Genomic DNA, 20,505 nt, shown 5'->3' with positions numbered 1-20,505 from the left:
CGTCAACGTCCTGTGGGCTCTGATCCGTGACCGACGGTGTTACGAAGTGACACCCCCAGCGACTACGGCAGCTTGACAACAGCATTAGGAAGCGACCGGTGCGCACAGCCCCGCCAGCTCGTCCATGGAGAGGCCGAGCACTCGCGCCAGTGCGGCCACCGTGAAGAAGGCCGGAGTCGGGGCCCGGCCGGTCTCGATCTTGCGGAGAGTCTCGGCGGAGAGACCGGCGCTCGCCGCGACCTCCGCCATGCTGCGGCCACCGCGGGCCTCGCGGAGCAGCCGCCCGAGCCGCTCACCGCGCTCGCGCTCTTCGGGGGTCAAGGGGTTACGGACCATGCCCCCATACTAATACCGGTATAGTAATTGGCATGGTGGAACTGAAGACGGACACATCGATCGATGCCATGCACGAGGCCGGCCAGGTCGTCGCCCGCGCCCTGACAGCCGTACGAGAAGCCGCTGACGTGGGCGTTTCCCTGCTGGAGCTGGATGAGGTGGCGCATGCCGTCCTCCGTGAGGCGGGGGCGTCGTCCCCCTTCCTCGGCTACCGCCCCTCCTTCGCCCCGACGCCCTTCCCCGCGGTCATCTGCGCCTCGGTGAACGACGCGATCGTGCACGGCATCCCGACCGCCTACCGCCTGCGCGACGGCGACCTGGTCTCCATCGACTGCGGCGCGAAGCTCGGCGGCTGGGCCGGTGACTCGGCGATCAGCTTCACCGTGGGCCGGCCGCGCCCGGCGGACCTGCGCCTGATCGACACCGCCGAGCGCGCCCTGGCGGCCGGTATCGAGGCGGCCGTGGTCGGCAACCGCATCGGCGACATCGCCCATGCCGTCGGCACGGTCTGCCGCGCGGCCGGCTACGGCATCCCGGACGGCTTCGGCGGCCACGGAATCGGCCGCCAGATGCACGAGGACCCCTCGGTCCCCAACGAGGGCCGCCCCCACCGGGGCCTGCCCTTGCGCCACGGCATGGTGCTGGCGATCGAGCCGATGCTGATCGCGGGCGGCACGGACGGATACCACGAGGCCCCGGACGGCTGGACCCTCAAGACGAACGACGGATCGAGGGCGGCCCACACGGAACACACGGTGGCGATCACGGACAGCGGCCCCCGGATCCTGACCGATCGGGGTTAGGCAGACCCCCGTCCGCGGGCGCCCTGCACATGCCCACCGCCCATATCCGTGCCAACCTGACATAAGCGCACCATGTCCGGGTTACCCGACTCCGGTACGTCGTCAACGAAGGTACGGAACCGATGACCAACGGCTTCAACGGACCGGAGGGCTACGGCGACCCCTTCGGCGAATTCCTGGCCCGATTCTTCGGCGGCCCCCGCCCCGGCCCCCGCCAGATCAACATCGGCCAGCTGCTCAGCCAGCCGGCCCGGGAACTCGTCCGCGGCGCCGCCCAGTACGCCGCCGAACACGGCAGCCGGGACCTGGACACCCAGCATCTGCTCCGCGCCGCGCTCTCCGCGGAGCCCACGCGCACCCTGCTCAGCCGGGCCGGGGCCGACCCGGACTCGCTGGCCACGGAGATCGACGAGCGCTCGGGCCCGGTCCAGCACCCGCCGGGCGAGGTCCCCCCGCCGACGTCGCTGTCGCTCACCCCGGCCGCCAAGCGCGCCCTGCTCGACGCGCACGACCTGGCCCGGGCCCGCGGCACCGGCTACATCGGCCCGGAGCACGTACTCAGCGCCCTCGCCGCGAACCCGGACTCCGCCGCCGGGCACATCCTGAGCTCGGCGCGCTTCAGCCCCGCCGGCGGCCTGCCGCCCGAGGTGCCGGACACCGCGCCGCGGCCCGAGCGGCCCCGGGCCGCGGACACGCCCACCCTGGACAAGTACGGCCGCGATCTGACCGAACTGGCCCGGCAGGGCCGGATCGACCCGGTGATCGGACGGGACGAGGAGATCGAGCAGACCATCGAGGTGCTCTCCCGGCGCGGCAAGAACAACCCGGTGCTGATCGGCGACGCGGGTGTCGGCAAGACCGCCGTGGTGGAGGGGCTGGCGCAGCGGATCGCGGACGGGGACGTCCCGGACGTGCTCAGCGGGCGGCGCGTGGTCGCGCTGGACCTGACGGGGGTCGTCGCGGGCACCCGTTACCGCGGTGACTTCGAGGAGCGCATGACCAACATCGTGGGCGAGATCCGCGCCCACTCCGACCGGCTGATCGTCTTCATCGACGAGCTGCACACCGTGGTCGGCGCCGGGGGCGGCGGCGAGGGCGGTTCGCTGGACGCGGGGAACATCCTCAAACCGGCTCTGGCCCGCGGGGAGTTGCACGTCGTGGGCGCCACCACGCTGGAGGAGTACCGGCGGATCGAGAAGGACGCGGCGCTCTCCCGGCGCTTCCAGCCGATCCTGGTGCCCGAGCCGACCGCGGCGGACGCCATCGAGATCCTGCGCGGCCTCAGGGACCGCTACGAGGCCCACCACCAGGTCCGCTACAGCGACGAGGCGCTGGTGGCCGCCGTGGAGCTGTCCGACCGGTACCTCACCGACCGCCGGCTGCCGGACAAGGCGATCGACCTGATCGACCAGGCCGGTGCCCGGGTACGGCTGCGGGCGCGCACCAAGGGCACGGACGTACGGGCCATGGAGCGCGAGGTCGAGCAGCTGGCCCGGGACAAGGACCAGGCGGTCGCGGACGAGCAGTACGAGCTGGCCACGCAACTACGGGACCGGATCGTGGAGTTGAAGCAGCGGATCGCGGACGCCGACGGCAGCGGCGCGGCCGACGAGGGACAGAACCTGGAAGTGACCGCCGAGGCCGTCGCGGAGGTCGTGTCACGGCTGACCGGCATCCCGGTGGCCAGCCTGACCGAGGAGGAGAAGGACCGCCTGCTGGGTCTGGAACAGCATCTGCACGAGCGGGTGGTGGGCCAGGACGAGGCCGTGCGGGTGGTCTCCGAGGCGGTGCTGCGTTCGCGGGCCGGGCTCGCCAGTCCGGACCGGCCGATCGGCAGCTTCCTCTTCCTTGGGCCGACCGGCGTCGGCAAGACCGAACTGGCCCGGGCGCTGGCGGAGGCGCTGTTCGGCAGCGAGGAGCGCATGGTCCGGCTGGACATGAGCGAGTACCAGGAGCGGCACACCGTCAGCCGCCTGGTGGGCGCCCCGCCCGGCTACGTCGGCCATGAGGAGGCGGGACAGCTCACCGAGGTGGTGCGCAGGCACCCGTACTCCCTGCTGCTGCTCGACGAGGTGGAGAAGGCGCACCCGGACGTCTTCAACATCCTGCTCCAGGTGCTGGACGACGGGCGGCTGACCGACTCGCAGGGCCGCACGGTGGACTTCACCAACACCGTCATCGTCATGACCAGCAACCTCGGCTCGGAGGCGATCACCCGGCGCGGCGTGGGGGTCGGCTTCGGCGCGGGCGGTGAGGAGGCGGACGAGGAGGCGCGGCGGGAGCGGATCCTGCGGCCGCTGCGCGACCACTTCCGGCCCGAGTTCCTCAACCGGATCGACGAGATCGTGGTGTTCCGGCAGCTCGACCCGGACCAGCTGCGGCGGATCACCAATCTGCTGCTGGACCGGACGCGCAGGCTCATGCAGGCGCAGGACGTCGCGGTCGAGTTCACCGCGCCCGCCGTCGACTGGCTGGCCGCGCGCGGCTATCAGCCCGAGTACGGTGCCCGTCCGCTGCGCCGCACCATCCAGCGCGAGGTCGACAACCAGCTGTCGCGGCTGCTGCTGGACAACCGGGTCGCCGGGGGCGGCCGGGTGACGGTGGACGTCGAGGACGGACGCCTCGCCTTCCGCGCGGTGGCGCGGGACGCGGCACCCGCCCCCGAGCTGTGACTACGGCACCGGGTGCACGACCATCGCGGAGCCGCCGCCCCGGCGTACCTTCTCGGCGGCGGCGAGCCACTTGCCGCCCGGCAGCCGCTGTACGCCGGTGGCCGCGCCGATCTCGGGATTGAGCCGGAAGCCGTGCCCGATCGACTCCAGCTCGGCCCGCAACGGGCTGTTGTACAGCCCGGGTTCGAGCTCGGTGGTCGTCTGGTTGCGCTGGCTGGCCCGGGGCGCGGCGATGGCGTCGACGAACGGCAGGCCCCGGTCGAGGTGGCCGGTGAGGGTCTGGAGCACGGTGGTGATGATGGTGGCGCCGCCGGGTGAGCCGAGGGCCACGACGGGCTTGTCGTGCTGGTCGAGGACGATGGTCGGGGCCATGGAGGAGCGCGGGCGCTTGCCCGGTCCCGGCAGGTTGGGGTCGTGGACGGCCGGGTTGGCGGGGGTGAAGGAGAAGTCCGTCAGCTCGTTGTTGAGCAGGAAGCCCCGGCCGGGCACCGTGATGCCGCTGCCGCCGGTCTGCTCGATGGTGAGCGTGTACGAGACGACGTTGCCCCACTTGTCGGCGACCGTGAGATGGGTGGTGCTGTCGCCCTCGTAGGTGGTGGGGGCCGCGGTGCCGCCCGCGGCGCAGGGTGCCGGACGGCGCGGGTCGCCCGGGGCGAGCGGGCTGGTCAGCACCGCGTCGTCCTTGATCAGGCACTCCCGTGAGTCGGCGTACCGCTGGGAGAGCAGTTCCCTCGTCGGTACGTCCTCGAAGGCGGGGTCGCCGACCCAGCGCCCGCGGTCCGCGAACGCGATCCGGCCGGCCTCGATGGAGCGGTGCAGGTACTGGGCCTCGCTCGCCTTCGAAAGGTCCGTGCGCTCCAGGATGTTGAGGGCCTCGGCGACGGTCGTGCCGCCGGAGGAGGAGGGCGCCATGGAGTAGACGTCCAGGCCCCGGTAGGAACTCTTCGTGGGCGCCTGGGACTTGGTGCGGTAGGTGGCGAGGTCCCGGGCGGTGAGGTCGCCGGGGCGGGCGTTCCAGCCGGAGGCGGGGTCGACGGGCGGGTGGTTGACCGTGTCGACGATGTCCTCGGCGAGGTCGCCGCGGTAGAGCGCGCCGGTTCCCTTCCGCGCCAGTTCGGCGTAGGTGCGGGCGAGATCGGGGTTCTTGAAGGTGGACCCGACCACCGGCAGCTCGCCGCCCGGCAGGAACAGCTCGGCGGTGTCCGGGAAGTAGCGGAACCGGGTCTCGTTGGCGGCGGTCTGCGCGCGGAAGGTCGCGTCGACGGTGAAGCCGTCCCGGGCTAGCCGCTCGGCGGGCTTCAGCAGCGTGCCGAGACTCTTGCTCCCCCACGTGTCCAGCGCCCGGCGCCAGGTGGCGGGCGTGCCGGGCGTGCCGACGCTCAGTCCGCTGCTGACGGCCTCGGCGAAGGGGATCGCCGTGCCGTTCTCCAGGAACAGCCCCGAGTCCGCGCTGGAGGGGGCGGTCTCACGGCCGTCGATCGTGCGTACCGTACGGGACTTGGCGTCGTAGTAGACGAAGTAGCCGCCTCCGCCGATGCCCGCGGAGTAGGGCTCGGTGACCCCGAGCGCGGCGGCGGTGGCGACGGCCGCGTCGACGGCGTTGCCGCCCTTTCTCAAGACCTCGATCCCGGCGGCGGAGGCGTCCGCGTCGACGCTCGCGACGGCACCACCGTGGCCGACGGCGACGGGGACCTTCTCGACGGCCGGGCCGGAAGCGGCGGGCGGCGCCGCCCCCACCGACACCACGGCGGCCGAGACCGCGAGGACCGACAGCTTGTGTGCGACGGAAAGACGCATCCGCACCTCCAGTCAGGGACCGTTCGCGCAGCCTAATGGATGGACATGCCCCCGTCAGGAGCACCGGCTAGCATGCGCGCCCATGAATGACGACCTGCGCAACATCGTCCTGGGTGTGGTCGCGGCCGGCCTCAGCGCCGCCCTCGGCTGGGTGGCCCGCACCTACTTGTACAAGCGCAAGCTCCGCCGCAAGCAGGCCTTCTTCGGGCTGCCCGACAACTCCGAGTCGCTGCTCGTGGTGAACCGTGAGGCGGGCGGGCCCGAACTCACCGTGATGCGCCACGATGTGTTCGCGCTGCTCGAACTGGCCGCGCTGATCAAGGACTGCAACGCGCACGCCCAGGTCGTCGCGCACGACGCGGCTCAGCAGGGCTTCGGTGAGCGCACCGAGTTCTGCGTCGGCGGACCGGCCTCCAACCGCCGGATGACCGCCCATCTCGCGTCCCTGCTGCCCGGCATACGGGTCAATGTGGACGCCGAGCCGGGACCGGACCGGGGTGCCTTCCAGATCGGCAGCGAGCGCTACCGGATGGATCCGGGCCGGGGCGAGTACGTCATCCTGGCCCGGCTCACCGCGGGCCAGGGCGCGGGCTCGCGTCCGGTGTTCCTCTTCTGCGGACAGCGGGCGATCACCAACCAGGCCGCGACCCGCTATCTGGCCCGCAACCACGAACGGCTGTCCCGCAGACACGGCAACCACTCCTTCGTGCTGCTGCTGAAGGTCGTCAACTCGCAGGCGTACGGCCCCGATGTGGTGGAGCTGGTGGCGGACGTGACCCGGGAGGCGCAGTCGCCGCTGCCGACAGCGGCGGTCGCGCGCAACTCGCACCGCGCTTCCTGAGATCGTTCACTCACCGGCAATCGTTACTCCCACGTAACTTACCGACGGGTTACCCACGGTAAGAGCCCGAGGTTACCGTCGGGTCACTTTGCACTGACACGAGTGAGGAGTGACCTGTGGGATCTCGCACGGCTCTGCGCACCACCGCCGCGGGCATCGTCTCGGCGACCCTGATCGCCGGCATCGGCCCGGTCGCGTCCGCCGCCACGGGCGGGCTCCGCTTCGTCGACATCACCGGCGACGGCGGGACGACGCTCAAGGCGAACGTCATCACCCCGGCCGGCGCCGACGGCACGCGCCGCTACCCGCTGCTGGTGTTCCCCACGAGCTGGGGCATGCCCCAGGTCGAGTACCTCGCCCAGGCCCGCAAGCTCGCCGACTCGGGGTACGTCGTGGTCGGTTACAACGTCCGCGGCTTCTGGCAGTCCGGTGGCGAGATAGAAGTGGCGGGCCCGCCCGACGTGGCCGACGCCTCCCGGGTGATCGACTGGGCGCTCGCCCACACCCCCGCCGACGCGGAGCGGATCGGCATGGGCGGGGTGTCGTACGGGGCGGGCATCAGCCTGCTCACCGCCGCGCACGACGACCGGGTCAGAGCGGTCGCGGCCCTCAGTGGCTGGGCGGACCTGATCGGCTCGATCTACTCGGGGCGCACCCAGCACACCCAGGCCGCCGCGCTGCTGGACGGCGCGAGCCTGGTCACCGGCCGGCAGAGCGCCGAACTCAGAGAGATCTTCACCGCCTTCCAGTCCTCCGACCTGAGCAAGGAGGACATGATGCTGGCCTGGGGGAAGAAGCGCTCGGCCACGACGTATCTGGACCGGCTCAACGACCACGCCCCGGCCGTGCTGCTCGCCAACGCCTGGGGCGACTCGGTCTTCCCGCCCAACCAGTACGCGGACTTCTACGAGAAGCTCACCGGCCCCAAGCGGCTGCAGTTCCGCCCCGGCGACCACGCCACCGCCGAACTGACCGGGCTGCTCGGCCTGCCCAACGACGTCTGGACCGACACCGAACGCTGGTTCGACCACCACCTCAAGGGCGAGGACAACGGCATCGACCGCGAACAGCCGGTCCGGCTCAAGTCCCGTTCCCAGGGCGGCTACGAGGGCTACCCGGATTGGAAGTCGGTCGGCGCGACGGACCGGAAGATCGCCCTCGCGGGTTCCACCACGATCCGTACGAACGTCAACTCCGGTGCGGACGGCGGGCTCGTCCTGCTCTCCGGCCTGCTCGACCAGATCGCCCAGGTGCCGCCGATGGCCTCCATCCCGCTGCTCCCCCGCCGCTGGGCGGCCGTGTGGCAGTCGGGGACGTACGCAACGGCCCAGCAGGTGCGCGGCACGGCCCGGCTGCACACCACCCTCACCCCGACCGCGGAGAGCGGCACCCTCATCGCCCACCTGTACGACGTGGGCCCGCTCGGCCTGGGGAAGCTGGTCAGCACCGCGCCGTACACCTTCCACGGGCGTGCGCCCCACCAGCCGTTCGGCGTCGATCTGGAGCTGTTCTCCACGGCCTACGACGTCCCGGCGGGGCACCGGCTGGCCCTGGTCGTCGACACGGTCGACCCGCTCTACGCCGAGCACAACCCGACCGGCGCGCAGCTGACCTTCTCCTCACCGGCGAACGACCCGTCGTACGTGTCGGTCCCGTTGCGCGAGCAGTGATCTCCGGCTGCCGCCGGGCGGGTATGGCTCTGTGACTGCCGCCCCCTGTGGTCGAGGGGCCGTAGGGGGATCCCACTAGGCAGCGCCCCGGCCACGGTGACCGCTACGGGGACGAACCGCCCATCGTAGTGGAGGCTCGGCGCGCGGCAGGTGCCGGGCCGACGTCACGCAGATCGATCAACGGATCGAGAACCATGCCCAGCCCTACTCACTCTCAGCTGTGTCGTGGTTGCCGCAACCTACCCAGACAATAGGGGAGTTAGAGGACGACACGCACTTTTCGGGCATTAGCCGTATTTAAGCCGCGGCTCGGGCCAGGGCTTCACGCCTCCGCGACCTCCGCGTAGAGCTGCGACAGCTCGGGCGCACCGCTGGCGGCCCATTCGTGCCCGGAGGCGACGACATCGAACTCGCGCCCCGAGGAGAGCCGTACGACCGGCTGGCCGTTGGACCAGATCTCCCAGCGCGCGCCCGGGACCGTCCGCACGATGACCGTGCCGAGGTAGAGCCCCGCGTCGTTGCCCAGCCAGGCCAGCACCTCCTCGTCGTCCCGCCAGCCCGGGAGCAGCTGGTCCAGGGCCTCCAGCGAGGCCGCGGAGTCGTCGAGCCGGACCCCCTCCCGGGCCGCCCGGGAGCGGAGCAGATCGCACTCGGCGAGCAGGTCGGCGATGCCCTCGTGCGTGTCGTCGCCGTCGGAGAACACCGCGACGCCGAAGGCGGGGCCGCGCCGTCTGCGCCGGCCGCCCAGGAAAGGGATGTTCATACGCTCAGCCTCGCACCGACCATGCCACCGGCACCACCGGCGCGCGGAAACCAGCCACCCGGAAACCTCTTGCCAAAGCTTATTCATGCTCCGTAGAGTTCATCAGGTCATGAGTTCAACGGATGTTGACTTTGGCCTTCCGGGAGGCGGGGACCCGTGCGGAAGATTCCATTCCAGGTGAACGAGGGTGGACTGGTCGCCCTGCTGCCCAACGGTCATGTGGAGTTTCTCGCCGACTCGGCGCGTCCGCTGATCCTGCGTCACAACGCCGGACGGCCGGTTTCGGCCGAGGAGTTGATGACCCACACGCTCAGCGATCCGCTGGTGACCCTGGACCGGTTCCATCTGTCCGCCCCGGCCATCGCGTTCGTGGAGACCACGAATCTGTGCAACCTGCGCTGCAAGCACTGTTACGCGGACTCCGCGCTCAAGCGCCCCGACGAGATGTCCACCCCGCGCATCAAGGCCCTGCTCGACGAGTTCGCCGAACTGGGCGTGCTCCAGGTCTTCCTGACGGGGGGTGAGATCTTCTCCCACCGGGACGCCGTGGAGATCATCCGGTACGCCCGCACCAAGCCGTTCAGCACCCAGATCTTCACCAACGGCCTGCTCATCACCGAGGAGCGGCTCGCGGCGATCCCGCCGGGCCAGTCGTTCTTCATCAGCTTCGACACCGCCGACCCCGAGCGCACCGTGCGCGGTCGGATGGACTTTCCCAAGCTCCAGAACGCCTTCGAGATGATGCGCCGGCACGGCCATGTCTTCCGTACCGCGATCTCCGTCCACCGCAACAACATCCAGGACGCCGAGGAGATCTTCGAGTGGTGCGCGGAGCGGGGCTACCCCCGGCCGCAGTGGCTGGAGACCCACCCCGTGGGCCGCGCCCTGCTCCACCCCGACATGCTGCTGCGCCCCGAGGACGTCGACGAGGTCTTCGAGGTCTACCGGCGGTGCATGGAGCGGTACTCCAGCGGGCCCGACATCGAGCCGGAGGGCACCGCCGGCACGGCACCCGGCGGGCGCGCCGCGGACGAGATCCGCGGGGTGGACACCATCCAGTTCTGCCAGCGCCTGGAACGCGCAGTCGGCCAGGAGAAGTGCGGCCGCTCGGTCGTCTACGTCAACAGCCGCGGCGACGTCTACCCGTGCAGCAACTGCATGTCGGGACAGCTGCACCGGGCCGGGAACCTCGCCGAGCGGTCCTTCGCCGACATCTGGGAGACCGGCTTCGACGCCTTCCGTGACATCCGGTTCAGCGACCACACCGTGTGCGGGAGCTGCCCGGTGGCCGCGGAGGACCTCTGGTGCCAGTTCCGGTGCCCGCCGCTGGCCCGCAACCTCACCGGTGACCCGAAGGGGTGCGGTGCCACCGAATACCTCCAGGAGTTCATGCTGCGCGCCGGCCGCTACTGGCGGGAGCGCAAGCGACGCGACGTACGCCTGACTCTCACCCCGCGTTAGCCGCGGCCGCACCGGCCGCGTGCCGACCGCGCCCGGCGGCCTCGCCGGGCCCACCGACCCCGCTCCCGATGTCGTGAGCGGGCCCCGTCCGCGGGCGGCGCGACCGCTGCCGCCCCTCATCGAAGGGAACACGGACATGCCCGAAGAGAAGAAGGTCATCCGCATCCACCTCGAGCCCGGCCAGGAGGGCGTGACGCTCAGCGCCGTCGGGGCCGCCTCGGCCACCGCGCCCAACGAGACGCTCCTGGTGGAGGCCACCAACATCACCGAGGCCACGGTCATCGAGGTCGAGGTCTGACCCACCGCCGTGGCGAGACGGACCGGAGCGCAGCAGGACCCCCCGGGCTCGTAGAGGGACGGGCTCGCGGAAGAGCGCTCGAGGGACCCCTGGAACCGTCGAGGGACCGGAACCGGGGACGAGCGCTGCACGGCCTTCCCGGCCCGTGAGGGACGGGCCGGGAAGGGCCGCGCGAACGTCATGCGCGGCGTGACCGACGAGCGGGGCCCAGGCCCTGTGGGCCCAGCCCGGACAGGAGACGAGGTCGCGATGAGCACAACTGCTTCAGCCGGCACCACCGCCGTGCGCCCCGGCACAGGACTCGCGCGGCTGCTCCAGGAGAACCCGGCCCTCAGGATCGGCCAGGACGACTACAACATCAACGTGACGGCCAACTACGGCGACCGGCTCGACCCCGACGAAGTCGCCGACGCCCTGCGCGCCCATCCGGGCGCCGGCCGGCCCGCGCACCTGTACTTCCATGTACCGCTGTGTGCGTACATCTGCCACTTCTGCAACTACGTCAAGCGCAAGATGCCCGGCGGCGCGGAGGGCGAACACGCCTCCCGGCTCTGGACCGACCTGCTGCTGGAGGAGTCCGAGCGGCGGCTGGCGCACGCGCCCTGGCTCTCCGGGGCCCGGATCGAGTCGGTCTACCTGGGTGGCGGCACCGCCTCCCTGCTGGGCACCGAGCAGTTGGCGCGGCTGGTCGAGCACATGCGGGCCGACTACGCGCTGACCGACGACTGTGAGATCTCGCTCGAGGGCAACCCCGACAACTTCCTGCACGACGAGCTGGCCGAGGCCTGCGCGATCGGCTTCAACCGGTTCAGCGTGGGCGTGCAGTCGCTGCAGAGCGAGGTCAACGCCTTCGCCGGGCGGGGCCACGACGCGGAGATGTCGCTGCGCGCGATCGAGAAACTCCGGGCGACCGGGCGGCCGTTCAACGTCGACATGATGTTCGGGCTGCCCCATCAGACGCCCGAGAAGGTCGCCCACGACATCCGCACGCTGATCGACCTCGATGCCCCGACCATCACCATCTACCGGCTGCGCAACGCGGACCGGGCGAAGATGGGGATCGGCAACCGGGCGCTGTGGAACGTGGAGAGCGTCCGCGACCGGCTGCGCGAGGAGCATGCCTTCCCCGGCCTCGACGAGACGTACGAGATGCGCGAGGCCATCGTGGAGCTGCTGCTCGACGGCGGCTACCACCCGAGCCCGTGCGGCTGGTGGAACCGGCCCGGCATCTACCCGGACGGCAACATCCCGCGGGTCTCGCGCAACAAGTGGCAGCGCCACGACTCGATGATCGCCTACGGCCCCGGCGCCTACGGCTGGCTCACCGGCGACGACGACACGGTCGTCCAGACCCACAACATCGCGGACATCAGCGGCTACGCCCGGCATCTGCAGAACGGCCCCGGCCTGCCGCTGGCGTTCGGGCGCAGGCTGGCCGGCGCGGAGTCGATCGGGATGGTCCTCGGGTTCGCGTTCAAGGCGAACCAGCCCATCGACGCGGCGCGTTTCCGGCGCCGGTTCGGCATCGAGCTGTTCCACGACGAGCCGTTCGCCGGGGTGTTCACCGAGCTCCTTCAGCGCGGGCTCGTGGAGCCGGTGCCGGGGGCCGCGGAGAGCGTCGTGCCCACGCTGGACGGCGAGGCCCTGCACGAGGAGATCATCAGTGTCTACTTCCACCAGCGCATCGGCTCCTTCGCCGAAGCAGTCTGCCGGAGGTGAGACCGTGCGTGTCCACCGCCACCTGCAGTGGCGCCGCGATCCGGACGGGACGGCCTACCGTGCCCGGCGGTCGTTCCCGGCCGGACCGCCGAACGCGACGGTGCTGCTCGCCGGCCCCGGCAGCGTCTCGCACCTCGACGGCGAGGGACGCGACGACGAGCTGCTGGAGCGGCTGACGGTCCGTCTGGTCGCCTCCGGCGCCCAGGTGTTGCAGTGCGACATGCCCGCCCGCGACCGCAACATCCCCGCCTCGGCGGCCGACGAGCGCATCCGTGCCGGGCGCCTGAGGCGGCTGCTGGACGGCTACCGGCACCTGATGACCGGCCCGCTGTCCCTGGTGGGCTTCTCGCTCGGCGGCCAGGCGCTGCTCAGGCTGCTGGAGTCCGGCTCACCGTCCCGCGCCGACCGGGTCGTCCTGATCGGCACGGTGGTGGAGACGGACGCCTTCCTGACCTCCCGCGTCCCCCTGATCGAGCTGGTCTACGGCAGTTTCGACCTGGTCGGCTATCTCGCCGACGAGTCGGACGACACGCTGCCGCCCGCGGTGTTCGAGCCGGCCCTGTACGCCGACTGGTCCGCCCGTCATCTGATCGGCACCCACTCACCCGCGGTCCGGGTCCACGTCCTGGACGGACTCGGTCACACCCTGCACCCGTGCGGTCCGGGCCCGGCCCGGGACCCGCTGCCGGCGCTCACCTCCCTGGTGGGCATCACCTCATGACGTCACGTCAGCTCACAGCACGACAGGAAAGGGAACGAGATGCCCGCGAGTGAGACGGTCTCCAGCCGGCGGTTCGACAAGATCGCCGACAACTTCGCCACCAGCGAGGTGCACCGGTCGAGCCCCACGATGGAGGCGCTGCACGAGACACTCGGGCCGCAGACCGGCAGCGCGATCTGCGACGTGGCCTGCGGTGCGGGCCACCTCGCCCTGTCCTTCGCCGATGAGTACCCGGCCCGGCTGGTCGGCGTCGACCCGGCGCCGTCGATGCTGGAGTCGTTCCGCAAGCTGGCCGCCGAGCGGCAGGTGACGGTGGAGACGGCGCAGGCCGCCGCCGAGGAACTGCCCTTCCCGGACGCCTCGTTCGACCTGGTGGTGTCCCGGCTCGCCCCGCACCACTTCCAGGACATGCCGAAGGCGGTCGGGGAGATGACCCGGCTGCTGCGGCCGGGCGGGCGGCTGGCGGTGATCGATCTGGAGGGCCACGAGGACCCCGTGATCGACGCGCTCAACCACGAGTTGGAGATCCTGCACGACCCCACCCACCAGCGCAGCTACACCCTCGACGAATGGGTCGGCTTCCTCCAGGGCGCCGGGCTCAACGTGCCGGTCGCCCGCGGCCGTCAGGCGGAGAGCCGCACCGGGGTGCCGGTGAAGCGCTGGTGCGAGATCGCCTCCTCCGGCGCCGAGGCCGAGGCCGCGATCCGCAGGCGGCTGGCCGAGGCCCCGGCGGAACACCGGGAGGCGCTCGGCATCCGGCAGGACGGCGAGGAGTTCTACATCCCCGTGCGCACCTGCATGGTCATCGGCGTCAAGCCGCTGGGCGGGGGGCGCTGACATGCCGATCATCAGGCTGTTCTCCCCCGACGCGAGCCCGGGTGCCACGGCCCTGGAGCAACTGTCGCAGGCCGTCACGGAGTTGCTGGGCCTGCCCGCCGGTCACTGCTGGGTGTGGTGGCAGCGTCTTGAACCGGGCACCTATCACCGGCCCGAGTGGCGCGTCCCGGACACTCCCCCGGCCCCGGTCGGGTTCGTGGTGTGCAAGGAGAGCTACACCAAGGACCAGGTGGGCGCGCTGCTCCGGCTGATCCAGCAGCGGCTCGCCGAGCTGCTGAACGTCCCGGCGGAAGGGATCTTCCTGACCGTCCAGCGGGCCGTCGCGGGCGAGTTGCTGGTCCGGGACGAGGTGTGGTTCGCGCATCTGGAGGAGCCGCGGCCGGGCGCCGTCACCGACCTGGTGCCGATCGGGCGCGTCCACAGCGACCGCAGTGACCTCTCCGACGACTACTGGGGCGACGTCACCTCGGTGATCCGGCTGGACGGGCAGCGGTTCGGTCCCGAGGCGCTGCTCGGCCTGGACGCCTTCTCCCATCTGGAGGTGGTCTTCCACTTCCACCGGGTGGCCCCGGAGAAGGTGCACACCGGGGCGCGGCATCCGCGGGGCAACCCCGAGTGGCCGCGGGCCGGGATCTTCGCCCAGCGTGCGAAGAACCGCCCCAACCGCATCGGGGTCTCGCGCTGCCGGCTGCTGAAGGTCGACGGGCTCGACGTCCATGTGCGCGGCCTCGACGCCGTGGACGGCACGCCCGTGCTCGACATCAAGCCGTATCTGACCCAGTTCGGGCCGCGCGAGGACGTCGTACAGCCCGCGTGGGTCGACGATCTGATGCGCGACTACTACTAGAACGTCCGCCGATCGGAGCCGACATGAAGAAGTCCGCCGAGCGGGAGCGGCTGCCGCGCACCGCCCGGGCGCTGCTGGCCGCGGTGTTCGTGGACGCCCTCGGCAGCGGCCTCTACATGGCGGTCTCCGTCGTCTTCCTCACCCGCTACCTGGACCTGGGCAGCAGTGAGGTGGGGCTCGGTCTGGCGGTCGCCGGCGCGGTGTCGTTCGCGCTGCTGGTGCCCACCGGGATCCTGGCGGACCGGGCCGGTCCGCGCACCATGCTGATCGCCGCCCATCTGACCCGGGCGGCGCTGCTGGCGTGCTACCCGTTCGCCTCCGGTTTCGTGCCCTTCCTGCTCGTGGTGTCCCTGCTGGCGGTGGCCGACCGGGCCGCCTCGCCGCTGGTGCAGGGGATGTTCGGGGCGGCGGTGGAGTCCGGGCAGCGGGTGCGGGCGATGGGCATGGCCCGCTCGCTGCAGAACCTGGGGCTCTCGCTCGGCGGGCTGGCGGCCGCCGGGGCGCTGCTGTGGGACAGCGACGGGGTGTACCTGGCCGTCGTGCACGGCAACGCGCTGTCGTTCGTGCTGGCCGCCGCGCTGGTGGCCCGGCTGCCGGCCGGGCAGGGCGGCGGCGGCCGGCCGCTGCCGTGGCGGCGGCGCCTGGCGGTCTTCCGGGACCGGCGGTTCACCGGCCTGACCGTCCTCAACTCCGTGGTGAGCCTGCATGTGACGGTGCTGACCATCGGCATCCCGCTGTGGGTGCTGGCCCATGACGAGCTGCCCCGGTCCGTGATCGCCTGGACGCTGGTGCTCAACACGGTCGTCGTCGTCCTCTTCCAGGTACGGGCGACCCGCGGCATCGAGAGCGCCGCGGACGGCGGCCGGGCACTGCGGCTGAGCGGTCTGCTGCTCGCCGTCGGCTGCTGCGCGCTGGCCGCGACCGGCGAGCTGCCCACGGCCTGGGCGGTGACGGTGCTGCTCGCGGCGGTGGCCTTCCAGGCGTTCGCGGAGATGCACCAGCAGGCGGGCGCCTGGGCCATCTCCTACGACCTCGCGCCCGAGGACCGCCGTCAGGTGTATCTGGCTTTCTTCAGCCTGGGCAACGCCGCCCGCAACACCTACGGTCCGCTCGTCGTCACGTTCCTCGTGGTGCAGCGCGGGGCCGTCGGCTGGCTGCTGCTCGGCGCCTTGGCCCTCGGCTGCGGTGCCTGGGCGGCGCGGGCCGGCCGGCCGTCCACCGCTTCCGGTGCGCAGCCCGCACCGGCCGTATCGCTGACCGATGTCCAAGGAGAGACCCATGGCACCCACCCCTGAGCAGTCCGTCATCATCGTCGGAGCGGGACCCACCGGATTGGCACTGGCCTGCGAGCTGGCCGCCGCCGGAGTCTCCTGCACCGTCCTGGAGCGCCGTACGGAGGCGTCCGCGCAATCCCGTGCCATGGCCCTGTACAGCAGGACCCTGGAGGTGCTCGACCTGCGCGGCCACGCCGACGCGCTCACCGCGGTGGGCCGGCCGGTCGGCCGGATGCTGCCCGCGCAGGGCGCGGTGATCGACTTCACCGCGAGCGACAGCCCCTTCCCGGCGCTGTACGTCGTCCCGCAGAGCCGCACCGAGGAGGCGCTGCAGCAGCGCGCGATCGATCTCGGGGTCATCGTGCAGCGCGGGGCCGAGGTGTTCGGCCTGGAGCAGGACGCGACGGGCGTCCGGCTGCAGGTGCGCACCGAGTCCGGCGAATGGGAGGAGACCGCGGACTACGTCGTCGGCTGCGACGGGGCGCACAGCGCGGTGCGCGAGCTGTCCGGCATCGCCTTCCGCGGCCGTACGTACGACATCGCGCCGATTCTCGCGGACGTACGGCTCGAGACGCCGCCGCCGAACGACGTCGCGATCCTCTGCGGCGGCGGCGCGATGATGGTGTCCATCCCCTTCGGGGACGGTTTCCACCGGATCGCGGTGGGCCACCGGGACCACCCGTGGACGCGGGACGAGGTGACGCTGGAGGAGCTGTCCGAGCGGCTGACGGAGGTCCTCGGCTTTGACCCCAAGCCGCACGAGCCGCGCTGGATGGCCCGGTTCAAGATCCACCAGCGGCTCGCGGACCAGTACCGCACCGGCCGGGTGCTGCTCGCGGGCGACGCGGCGCATCTGCACTCCCCGCTCGGCGGGCAGGGCCTGAACCTCGGCATCCAGGACGCCGTCAACCTCGGCTGGAAGCTGGCCGCCACGCTCCAGGGCTGGGCGCCGGCCGGACTGCTGGACACCTACCAGAGCGAGCGCCGGCCGCAGGCGCAGAAGATCCTCAAGGCCACCGATCACGCCACCCGGATGGCCACCCACCCCTCGCCGGTGGTGACGGGTCTGCGCCGGGTGGTGCTGAGCCGGCTCCTCGGGCAGCGCCGGATCCAGAAGTTCGCCGGCGAGGCGCTGTCCGGACTGCGCGCCGGTTACGCCGGCCGGGGCCGGCCGGCCGCGCTCGGCGGTGCCCAACTGCGCCCCGGCCAGCGGGTGCCGGACCTCGCGGTGCCGCAGGCGGAGGGCGCGCCGGTACGGCTGTACGAGCTGATGCGCGACGGCCGCTTCCTCCTGCTCGACCTGGGCGGGGACGGCGGGGCCGCGGCGGTCGCGGACGCCTGGGGCTCGCGGGTCTGCCCGGTCCGGGTGGACGGTCCGGTTCCGCAACTCGCCGGTATCAGCGCGGTGTTGGTCCGCCCCGACGGCTACGCTGCCTGGGTGGACAGCACATCGTCGCCGACGGGCCGGGAAGCGCGCGTACGGCAGGCCCTGCACCGCTGGTGCGGCACCGAGGGGCCCACCCCGGCGCGGCAGCCCGCCGGCACCGCCGGGGCGGCGGCCCTCGCCCGGCCGGCCCGGCGGGAGCAGTCCGGAGCCACCGACACGGCGCCCGCCTCCGCCGACCGCACCTGACGAGGCACCACCGCGGCCGGCCCTGAGTGATACCGCCGGCCGCACTCCCGCGCGGCGGCCCGGTGCCGCCGCGCGGGCACCAGCACGGATCGGAAGCAGAAAGGTTCGTCGCCATGGCACAGCAGCTGATCTCGGGGCGTTCCCAGCGGACCCGCGAGGCCATACTGCGGGCGGCGCGGATGCACTTCGCGGCCGACGGGTACCAGCGGTCGACGATCCGGGCCATCGCGGCCACGGCGCGCATCGACCCCTCCATGGTCATGCGCTACTACGGCAGCAAGGAACAGCTCTTCGACGCCGCCCTCGACGTGGACCTGCACCTGCCGGACCTCACGGGCACGCCCCCGGAGCTGCTCCCGCAGGCGCTGGTCACCCACTTCCTCGCGCCGTGGGAGGACGACCTGGCCGAGGGCTCGATGCGGCTGCTGCTGCGCTGCGCGGCGACCAACGAGCGGGCGGCGGAGCATCTGCGGCAGATGCTGCACGAACAGTTCACCAGCAGCCTGCGCGGCGCCCTCGGGGCGGAGCGCGCGGCGGCGTGCAGCGGGATACTCGCGGCGCAGCTGCTGGGGGTGGCGTTCACCCGGTACGTCCTGCGGCTGCGGCCGATCGCGGACCTGCCGGTGGCGGCGCTGGCGGAGCTGGTGACGCCGTCGCTGCGGACGGTGCTGGCGGCCGAGTAAGGAAGAGCCCAAGACTCCGTATGGTCATGGCCTCGGGGTGACCCACCTGATAAGATATTTTCACTGTACAGTGAATTAATTGTTCCGACAGACCTCGTCCGAAGTGCAGTGATGTCATGAAACCCAGGCGCACAGACGGTTCCGCTTCGATGTCGGGAGGATCCGGGAAGACCGACTCGACCGACGTTCCGTCCGCTCGGCGCAGCCGTCCGAGGCGTGCCCGCAGCGGGCGTCGCCCAGGGGACAGCGGAACCCGCGACCAGATCCTGGAAGCGGCCCTCCATCTCTTCGCCGACCGGGGTTACGCCCGGACGACGATCCGGGCGATCGCCGAGGCCGCCCAGGTGGACCCGGCGCTGGTGCATCACTTCTTCGTGAACAAGGAGGGGGTGTTCGACGCCGCGATCAATTCCTCCTTCAGCGTCTCGATGGCCTTCGAGGAGACGCCGATGGGCGACACCGCCACCACCCAGGCGGCCTGGGTCGCGCAGACTTACTTCTCCTTCTGGGAGAACGAGAAGACGCGCTACGCCATGACCGCCATCTACCGGGCGGGCATGGCCGACAGTGCCACCTCGGACGTGCTCCGGGCCCGTGTCGAGGCGAGCTCCAAGTCCTGGGCGAACGCCTCCGGTTACCGGGACCTGCCCGACGCCGAGACTCGTGCGTCGCTGGCCGCCAGCCATCTCGCCGGGCTCGCCATCATGCGCTACGTCCTGCAGATCCAGCCTCTGGCCAGCATGGAGTATGCCGAGTTCCTGGCCTGGGTAGTGCCGGCGCTGGAGCAGCGGCTCTCCCCAGAGCTGCAGCCCCGTCGGTACAACGAGGGCGAGTCGGACTGATCCCCGCCGGGGCGCCACGCCGTACAGCGGAGGCGGGCGGTCCTGACGCAGGGCCGCCCGCCCGTGTCAACTGCGTGGTGATACAGCGATGGCTGCGGGACCGCTGTGGCGACGTCCGTTCAGACGCTGTTGCGCCAGACGGTCCTCAGCGCCATCAGGCACACACCGGGACCCACCCCGACCATGAGGCCGCGCGCCCCCGGCTCCGGCCGCTTGGCGAAGGTCCGCTCCAAGACCTCCAGCACGGACACAGATCCCAGGTTGCCCAGTTCGCGCAGTGAGTCGTGGGCCAGTCCGAACATCTCCGGAGGGCAGCCGAGACCGTCGGAGAGACAGTCCAGGATCCGAGGGCTTCCGGTGTGCGAGACGAGGAACTCCGGGGTGCCGTCTGTGCCGGCGGGCGCGGTCGCCTTCAGCCATTCCCTGAGCTCCGGCAGAACACCGCCGACCACCTGCGTCAGGCGCGGGGAGTTGAAGCCGTGTACGCCGTCGTCCTCCATACGACTACCGACGACGTCCTTGCCGCCGACGTCCAGGAACTCCCAGGAACCCACGACCTCCATGTGCGGGCCCGTCGCCCGCTCCCGGACCACACAGGCTCCGCCCGCGTCACCGATGATGGCCTTGAAGATCATCCCGTCCATGCCGGTGTCGCCGGGGTGCAAGTGGTGACTCAAGGCGTCCGCGCACACCACCAGCACGATGGCGTCCGGGCGGGCCTTCACCAGCTCAGCGGCCGTGGAGACCGCGAACACTCCTCCGACACAGCCCATCTGGGTCACGGGTATACGCCGGACCGATGGGGACAGGCCGAGCCGCTCCATCAGCAGGACGTCGAGTCCCGGCATGCTGTGCCCCGTGGCGCTGGAGACGACCAGAGCGGTGACGTCCTCCGGCTTCAGCCCGGCCTCCCGCAGTGCCGCGCGTCCTGCGCGTTCCGCGAGATCCAGTGACTCCCGCAGATGCTCGCGGTGGCACTCCAAGACCGGACGGTCGGCGCGGAACTGCTCTTCCAGCGGGCGTGTGTACCAGCGCGTGCGGACCGAGGAGCGGCGGATGATCTGCCGGACGAGACGCAGTCTCGGGTGGTCCGGGTACAACTCGGACACCCGTTCTATGAGTTCGTCGGTGGTCACCTGGTAGCGGGGCAGAGCGACAACAGGTGCGGTGATGACGGGCACGACGTCTCCAAAGCGGTGGGAAGCCAGCGGAAGAAGGAGGCACTCACCACGTCCGGCCCGGTGATCGGGCGCCCGAACGGCGTCGCAGTCGCCGCCGGTTGACTCTCGTCTGGAAAATCGCGCATGC

At 71.5% G+C, this 20,505-nt stretch carries 18 protein-coding genes; 14 read left to right on the top strand and 4 right to left on the bottom strand.

Annotated elements, in window-relative coordinates; all coding sequences use genetic code 11:
* Nucleotides 1–84: 84 nt before the first annotated feature.
* Complete coding sequence (locus tag ACWD11_RS28305) at nucleotides 85–336, bottom strand: helix-turn-helix domain-containing protein (protein ID WP_389420597.1); 252 nt, start codon at nucleotides 334–336, stop codon at nucleotides 85–87.
* Nucleotides 337–368: 32 nt separating this feature from the next.
* Here ACWD11_RS28305 and map point away from each other — a divergent pair, with 32 nt between their 5' ends.
* Together map and ACWD11_RS28295 are read left to right on the top strand one after the other, a co-directional pair.
* The gene (map, locus tag ACWD11_RS28300; protein ID WP_389420596.1) at nucleotides 369–1,139 is read left to right on the top strand and encodes a type I methionyl aminopeptidase; all 771 of its coding nucleotides are present in this window, start codon (nucleotides 369–371) and stop codon (nucleotides 1,137–1,139) included.
* 122 nt (nucleotides 1,140–1,261) lie between these two features.
* A complete protein-coding gene (locus ACWD11_RS28295) occupies nucleotides 1,262–3,811 on the top strand; it encodes an ATP-dependent Clp protease ATP-binding subunit (RefSeq protein ID WP_451286352.1) in 2,550 nt (849 codons plus the stop codon).
* Here the strand turns inward: ACWD11_RS28295 and ggt are convergent, their stop codons facing one another.
* Nucleotides 3,812–5,608 (bottom strand): gamma-glutamyltransferase, encoded by a 1,797-nt coding sequence (gene ggt / locus ACWD11_RS28290; RefSeq protein WP_389420594.1) that lies wholly within the window; start codon nucleotides 5,606–5,608, stop codon nucleotides 3,812–3,814. It abuts the gene before it with no gap.
* An 82-nt stretch (nucleotides 5,609–5,690) separates the two neighbouring features.
* Between ggt and ACWD11_RS28285 the strand changes: the two genes are divergently transcribed.
* A complete protein-coding gene (locus ACWD11_RS28285) occupies nucleotides 5,691–6,449 on the top strand; it encodes a hypothetical protein (RefSeq protein ID WP_389420593.1) in 759 nt (252 codons plus the stop codon).
* Between the two features lie 116 nt (nucleotides 6,450–6,565).
* On the top strand, nucleotides 6,566–8,119 hold the full coding sequence (locus ACWD11_RS28280; protein ID WP_451286350.1) for a CocE/NonD family hydrolase: 1,554 nt from the start codon (nucleotides 6,566–6,568) through the stop codon (nucleotides 8,117–8,119).
* Between the two features lie 322 nt (nucleotides 8,120–8,441).
* On the opposite strand, the gene ACWD11_RS28275 is transcribed toward ACWD11_RS28280, so the two are convergent.
* On the bottom strand, nucleotides 8,442–8,882 hold the full coding sequence (locus ACWD11_RS28275; protein WP_451286348.1) for a DUF6278 family protein: 441 nt from the start codon (nucleotides 8,880–8,882) through the stop codon (nucleotides 8,442–8,444).
* Between the two features lie 156 nt (nucleotides 8,883–9,038).
* On the opposite strand from ACWD11_RS28275, the gene ACWD11_RS28270 reads away from it, so the two are divergent.
* The 10 genes from ACWD11_RS28270 (at nucleotide 9,039) to ACWD11_RS28225 (ending at nucleotide 19,197) form a co-directional block, all read left to right on the top strand.
* Nucleotides 9,039–10,343, top strand: a complete 1,305-nt coding sequence (locus tag ACWD11_RS28270) for a radical SAM protein (RefSeq protein WP_389420590.1) — start codon at nucleotides 9,039–9,041, stop codon at nucleotides 10,341–10,343.
* Between the two features lie 136 nt (nucleotides 10,344–10,479).
* Nucleotides 10,480–10,641 (top strand): hypothetical protein, encoded by a 162-nt coding sequence (locus ACWD11_RS28265; protein ID WP_250079159.1) that lies wholly within the window; start codon nucleotides 10,480–10,482, stop codon nucleotides 10,639–10,641.
* A gap of 249 nt (nucleotides 10,642–10,890) precedes the next feature.
* The gene (locus ACWD11_RS28260) at nucleotides 10,891–12,360 is read left to right on the top strand and encodes a coproporphyrinogen-III oxidase family protein (protein WP_389420589.1); all 1,470 of its coding nucleotides are present in this window, start codon (nucleotides 10,891–10,893) and stop codon (nucleotides 12,358–12,360) included.
* A 4-nt stretch (nucleotides 12,361–12,364) separates the two neighbouring features.
* Nucleotides 12,365–13,081 carry an alpha/beta hydrolase gene (locus ACWD11_RS28255; protein ID WP_451286345.1) on the top strand — a complete coding sequence of 239 codons (717 nt, stop codon included), beginning with the start codon at nucleotides 12,365–12,367 and terminating at the stop codon, nucleotides 13,079–13,081.
* Between the two features lie 39 nt (nucleotides 13,082–13,120).
* A complete protein-coding gene (locus ACWD11_RS28250) occupies nucleotides 13,121–13,918 on the top strand; it encodes a class I SAM-dependent methyltransferase (RefSeq protein ID WP_389420587.1) in 798 nt (265 codons plus the stop codon).
* A gap of 400 nt (nucleotides 13,919–14,318) precedes the next feature.
* Nucleotides 14,319–14,765, top strand: coding sequence for an SAM-dependent methyltransferase (locus ACWD11_RS28245; protein ID WP_389420603.1), 447 nt, complete (start codon nucleotides 14,319–14,321; stop codon nucleotides 14,763–14,765).
* A 23-nt stretch (nucleotides 14,766–14,788) separates the two neighbouring features.
* Nucleotides 14,789–16,060: an MFS transporter gene (locus ACWD11_RS28240; protein ID WP_389420586.1), complete on the top strand. Its 1,272-nt coding sequence runs from the start codon at nucleotides 14,789–14,791 to the stop codon at nucleotides 16,058–16,060.
* Nucleotides 16,044–17,672 carry an FAD-dependent oxidoreductase gene (locus ACWD11_RS28235; RefSeq protein ID WP_451286343.1) on the top strand — a complete coding sequence of 543 codons (1,629 nt, stop codon included), beginning with the start codon at nucleotides 16,044–16,046 and terminating at the stop codon, nucleotides 17,670–17,672. Before ACWD11_RS28240 ends, ACWD11_RS28235 begins: the two co-directional genes overlap by 17 nt.
* 113 nt (nucleotides 17,673–17,785) lie before the next feature.
* A complete protein-coding gene (locus tag ACWD11_RS28230) occupies nucleotides 17,786–18,355 on the top strand; it encodes a TetR/AcrR family transcriptional regulator (protein ID WP_389420584.1) in 570 nt (189 codons plus the stop codon).
* A 149-nt stretch (nucleotides 18,356–18,504) separates the two neighbouring features.
* The gene (locus ACWD11_RS28225; RefSeq protein ID WP_389420583.1) at nucleotides 18,505–19,197 is read left to right on the top strand and encodes a TetR/AcrR family transcriptional regulator; all 693 of its coding nucleotides are present in this window, start codon (nucleotides 18,505–18,507) and stop codon (nucleotides 19,195–19,197) included.
* A 119-nt stretch (nucleotides 19,198–19,316) separates the two neighbouring features.
* Here ACWD11_RS28225 and ACWD11_RS28220 read toward each other — a convergent pair whose 3' ends face one another.
* Nucleotides 19,317–20,378, bottom strand: a complete 1,062-nt coding sequence (locus ACWD11_RS28220) for a type III polyketide synthase (RefSeq protein WP_389420582.1) — start codon at nucleotides 20,376–20,378, stop codon at nucleotides 19,317–19,319.
* Nucleotides 20,379–20,505 lie beyond the last annotated feature (127 nt).

It is taken from the genome of Streptomyces sp. NPDC002776, assembly GCF_053592195.1.
The sequence above is the reverse complement of the archived record's forward strand: the minus strand, read 5'-3'. Positions and strand labels throughout refer to the sequence as shown.

Excerpts from the sequence above, each read along its gene's own strand:
- ACWD11_RS28305 (WP_389420597.1), bottom strand. The coding sequence starts at position 336 with ATGGTCCGTAACCCCTTGACCCCCGAAGAGCGCGAGCGCGGTGAGCGG.
- map (WP_389420596.1), top strand. The coding sequence starts at position 369 with ATGGTGGAACTGAAGACGGACACATCGATCGATGCCATGCACGAGGCC.
- ACWD11_RS28295 (WP_451286352.1), top strand. The coding sequence starts at position 1,262 with ATGACCAACGGCTTCAACGGACCGGAGGGCTACGGCGACCCCTTCGGC.
- ggt (WP_389420594.1), bottom strand. The coding sequence starts at position 5,608 with ATGCGTCTTTCCGTCGCACACAAGCTGTCGGTCCTCGCGGTCTCGGCC.
- ACWD11_RS28285 (WP_389420593.1), top strand. The coding sequence starts at position 5,691 with ATGAATGACGACCTGCGCAACATCGTCCTGGGTGTGGTCGCGGCCGGC.
- ACWD11_RS28275 (WP_451286348.1), bottom strand. The coding sequence starts at position 8,882 with ATGAACATCCCTTTCCTGGGCGGCCGGCGCAGACGGCGCGGCCCCGCC.
- ACWD11_RS28265 (WP_250079159.1), top strand. The coding sequence starts at position 10,480 with ATGCCCGAAGAGAAGAAGGTCATCCGCATCCACCTCGAGCCCGGCCAG.
- ACWD11_RS28260 (WP_389420589.1), top strand. The coding sequence starts at position 10,891 with ATGAGCACAACTGCTTCAGCCGGCACCACCGCCGTGCGCCCCGGCACA.
- ACWD11_RS28250 (WP_389420587.1), top strand. The coding sequence starts at position 13,121 with ATGCCCGCGAGTGAGACGGTCTCCAGCCGGCGGTTCGACAAGATCGCC.
- ACWD11_RS28240 (WP_389420586.1), top strand. The coding sequence starts at position 14,789 with ATGAAGAAGTCCGCCGAGCGGGAGCGGCTGCCGCGCACCGCCCGGGCG.
- ACWD11_RS28235 (WP_451286343.1), top strand. The coding sequence starts at position 16,044 with ATGGCACCCACCCCTGAGCAGTCCGTCATCATCGTCGGAGCGGGACCC.
- ACWD11_RS28230 (WP_389420584.1), top strand. The coding sequence starts at position 17,786 with ATGGCACAGCAGCTGATCTCGGGGCGTTCCCAGCGGACCCGCGAGGCC.
- ACWD11_RS28225 (WP_389420583.1), top strand. The coding sequence starts at position 18,505 with ATGTCGGGAGGATCCGGGAAGACCGACTCGACCGACGTTCCGTCCGCT.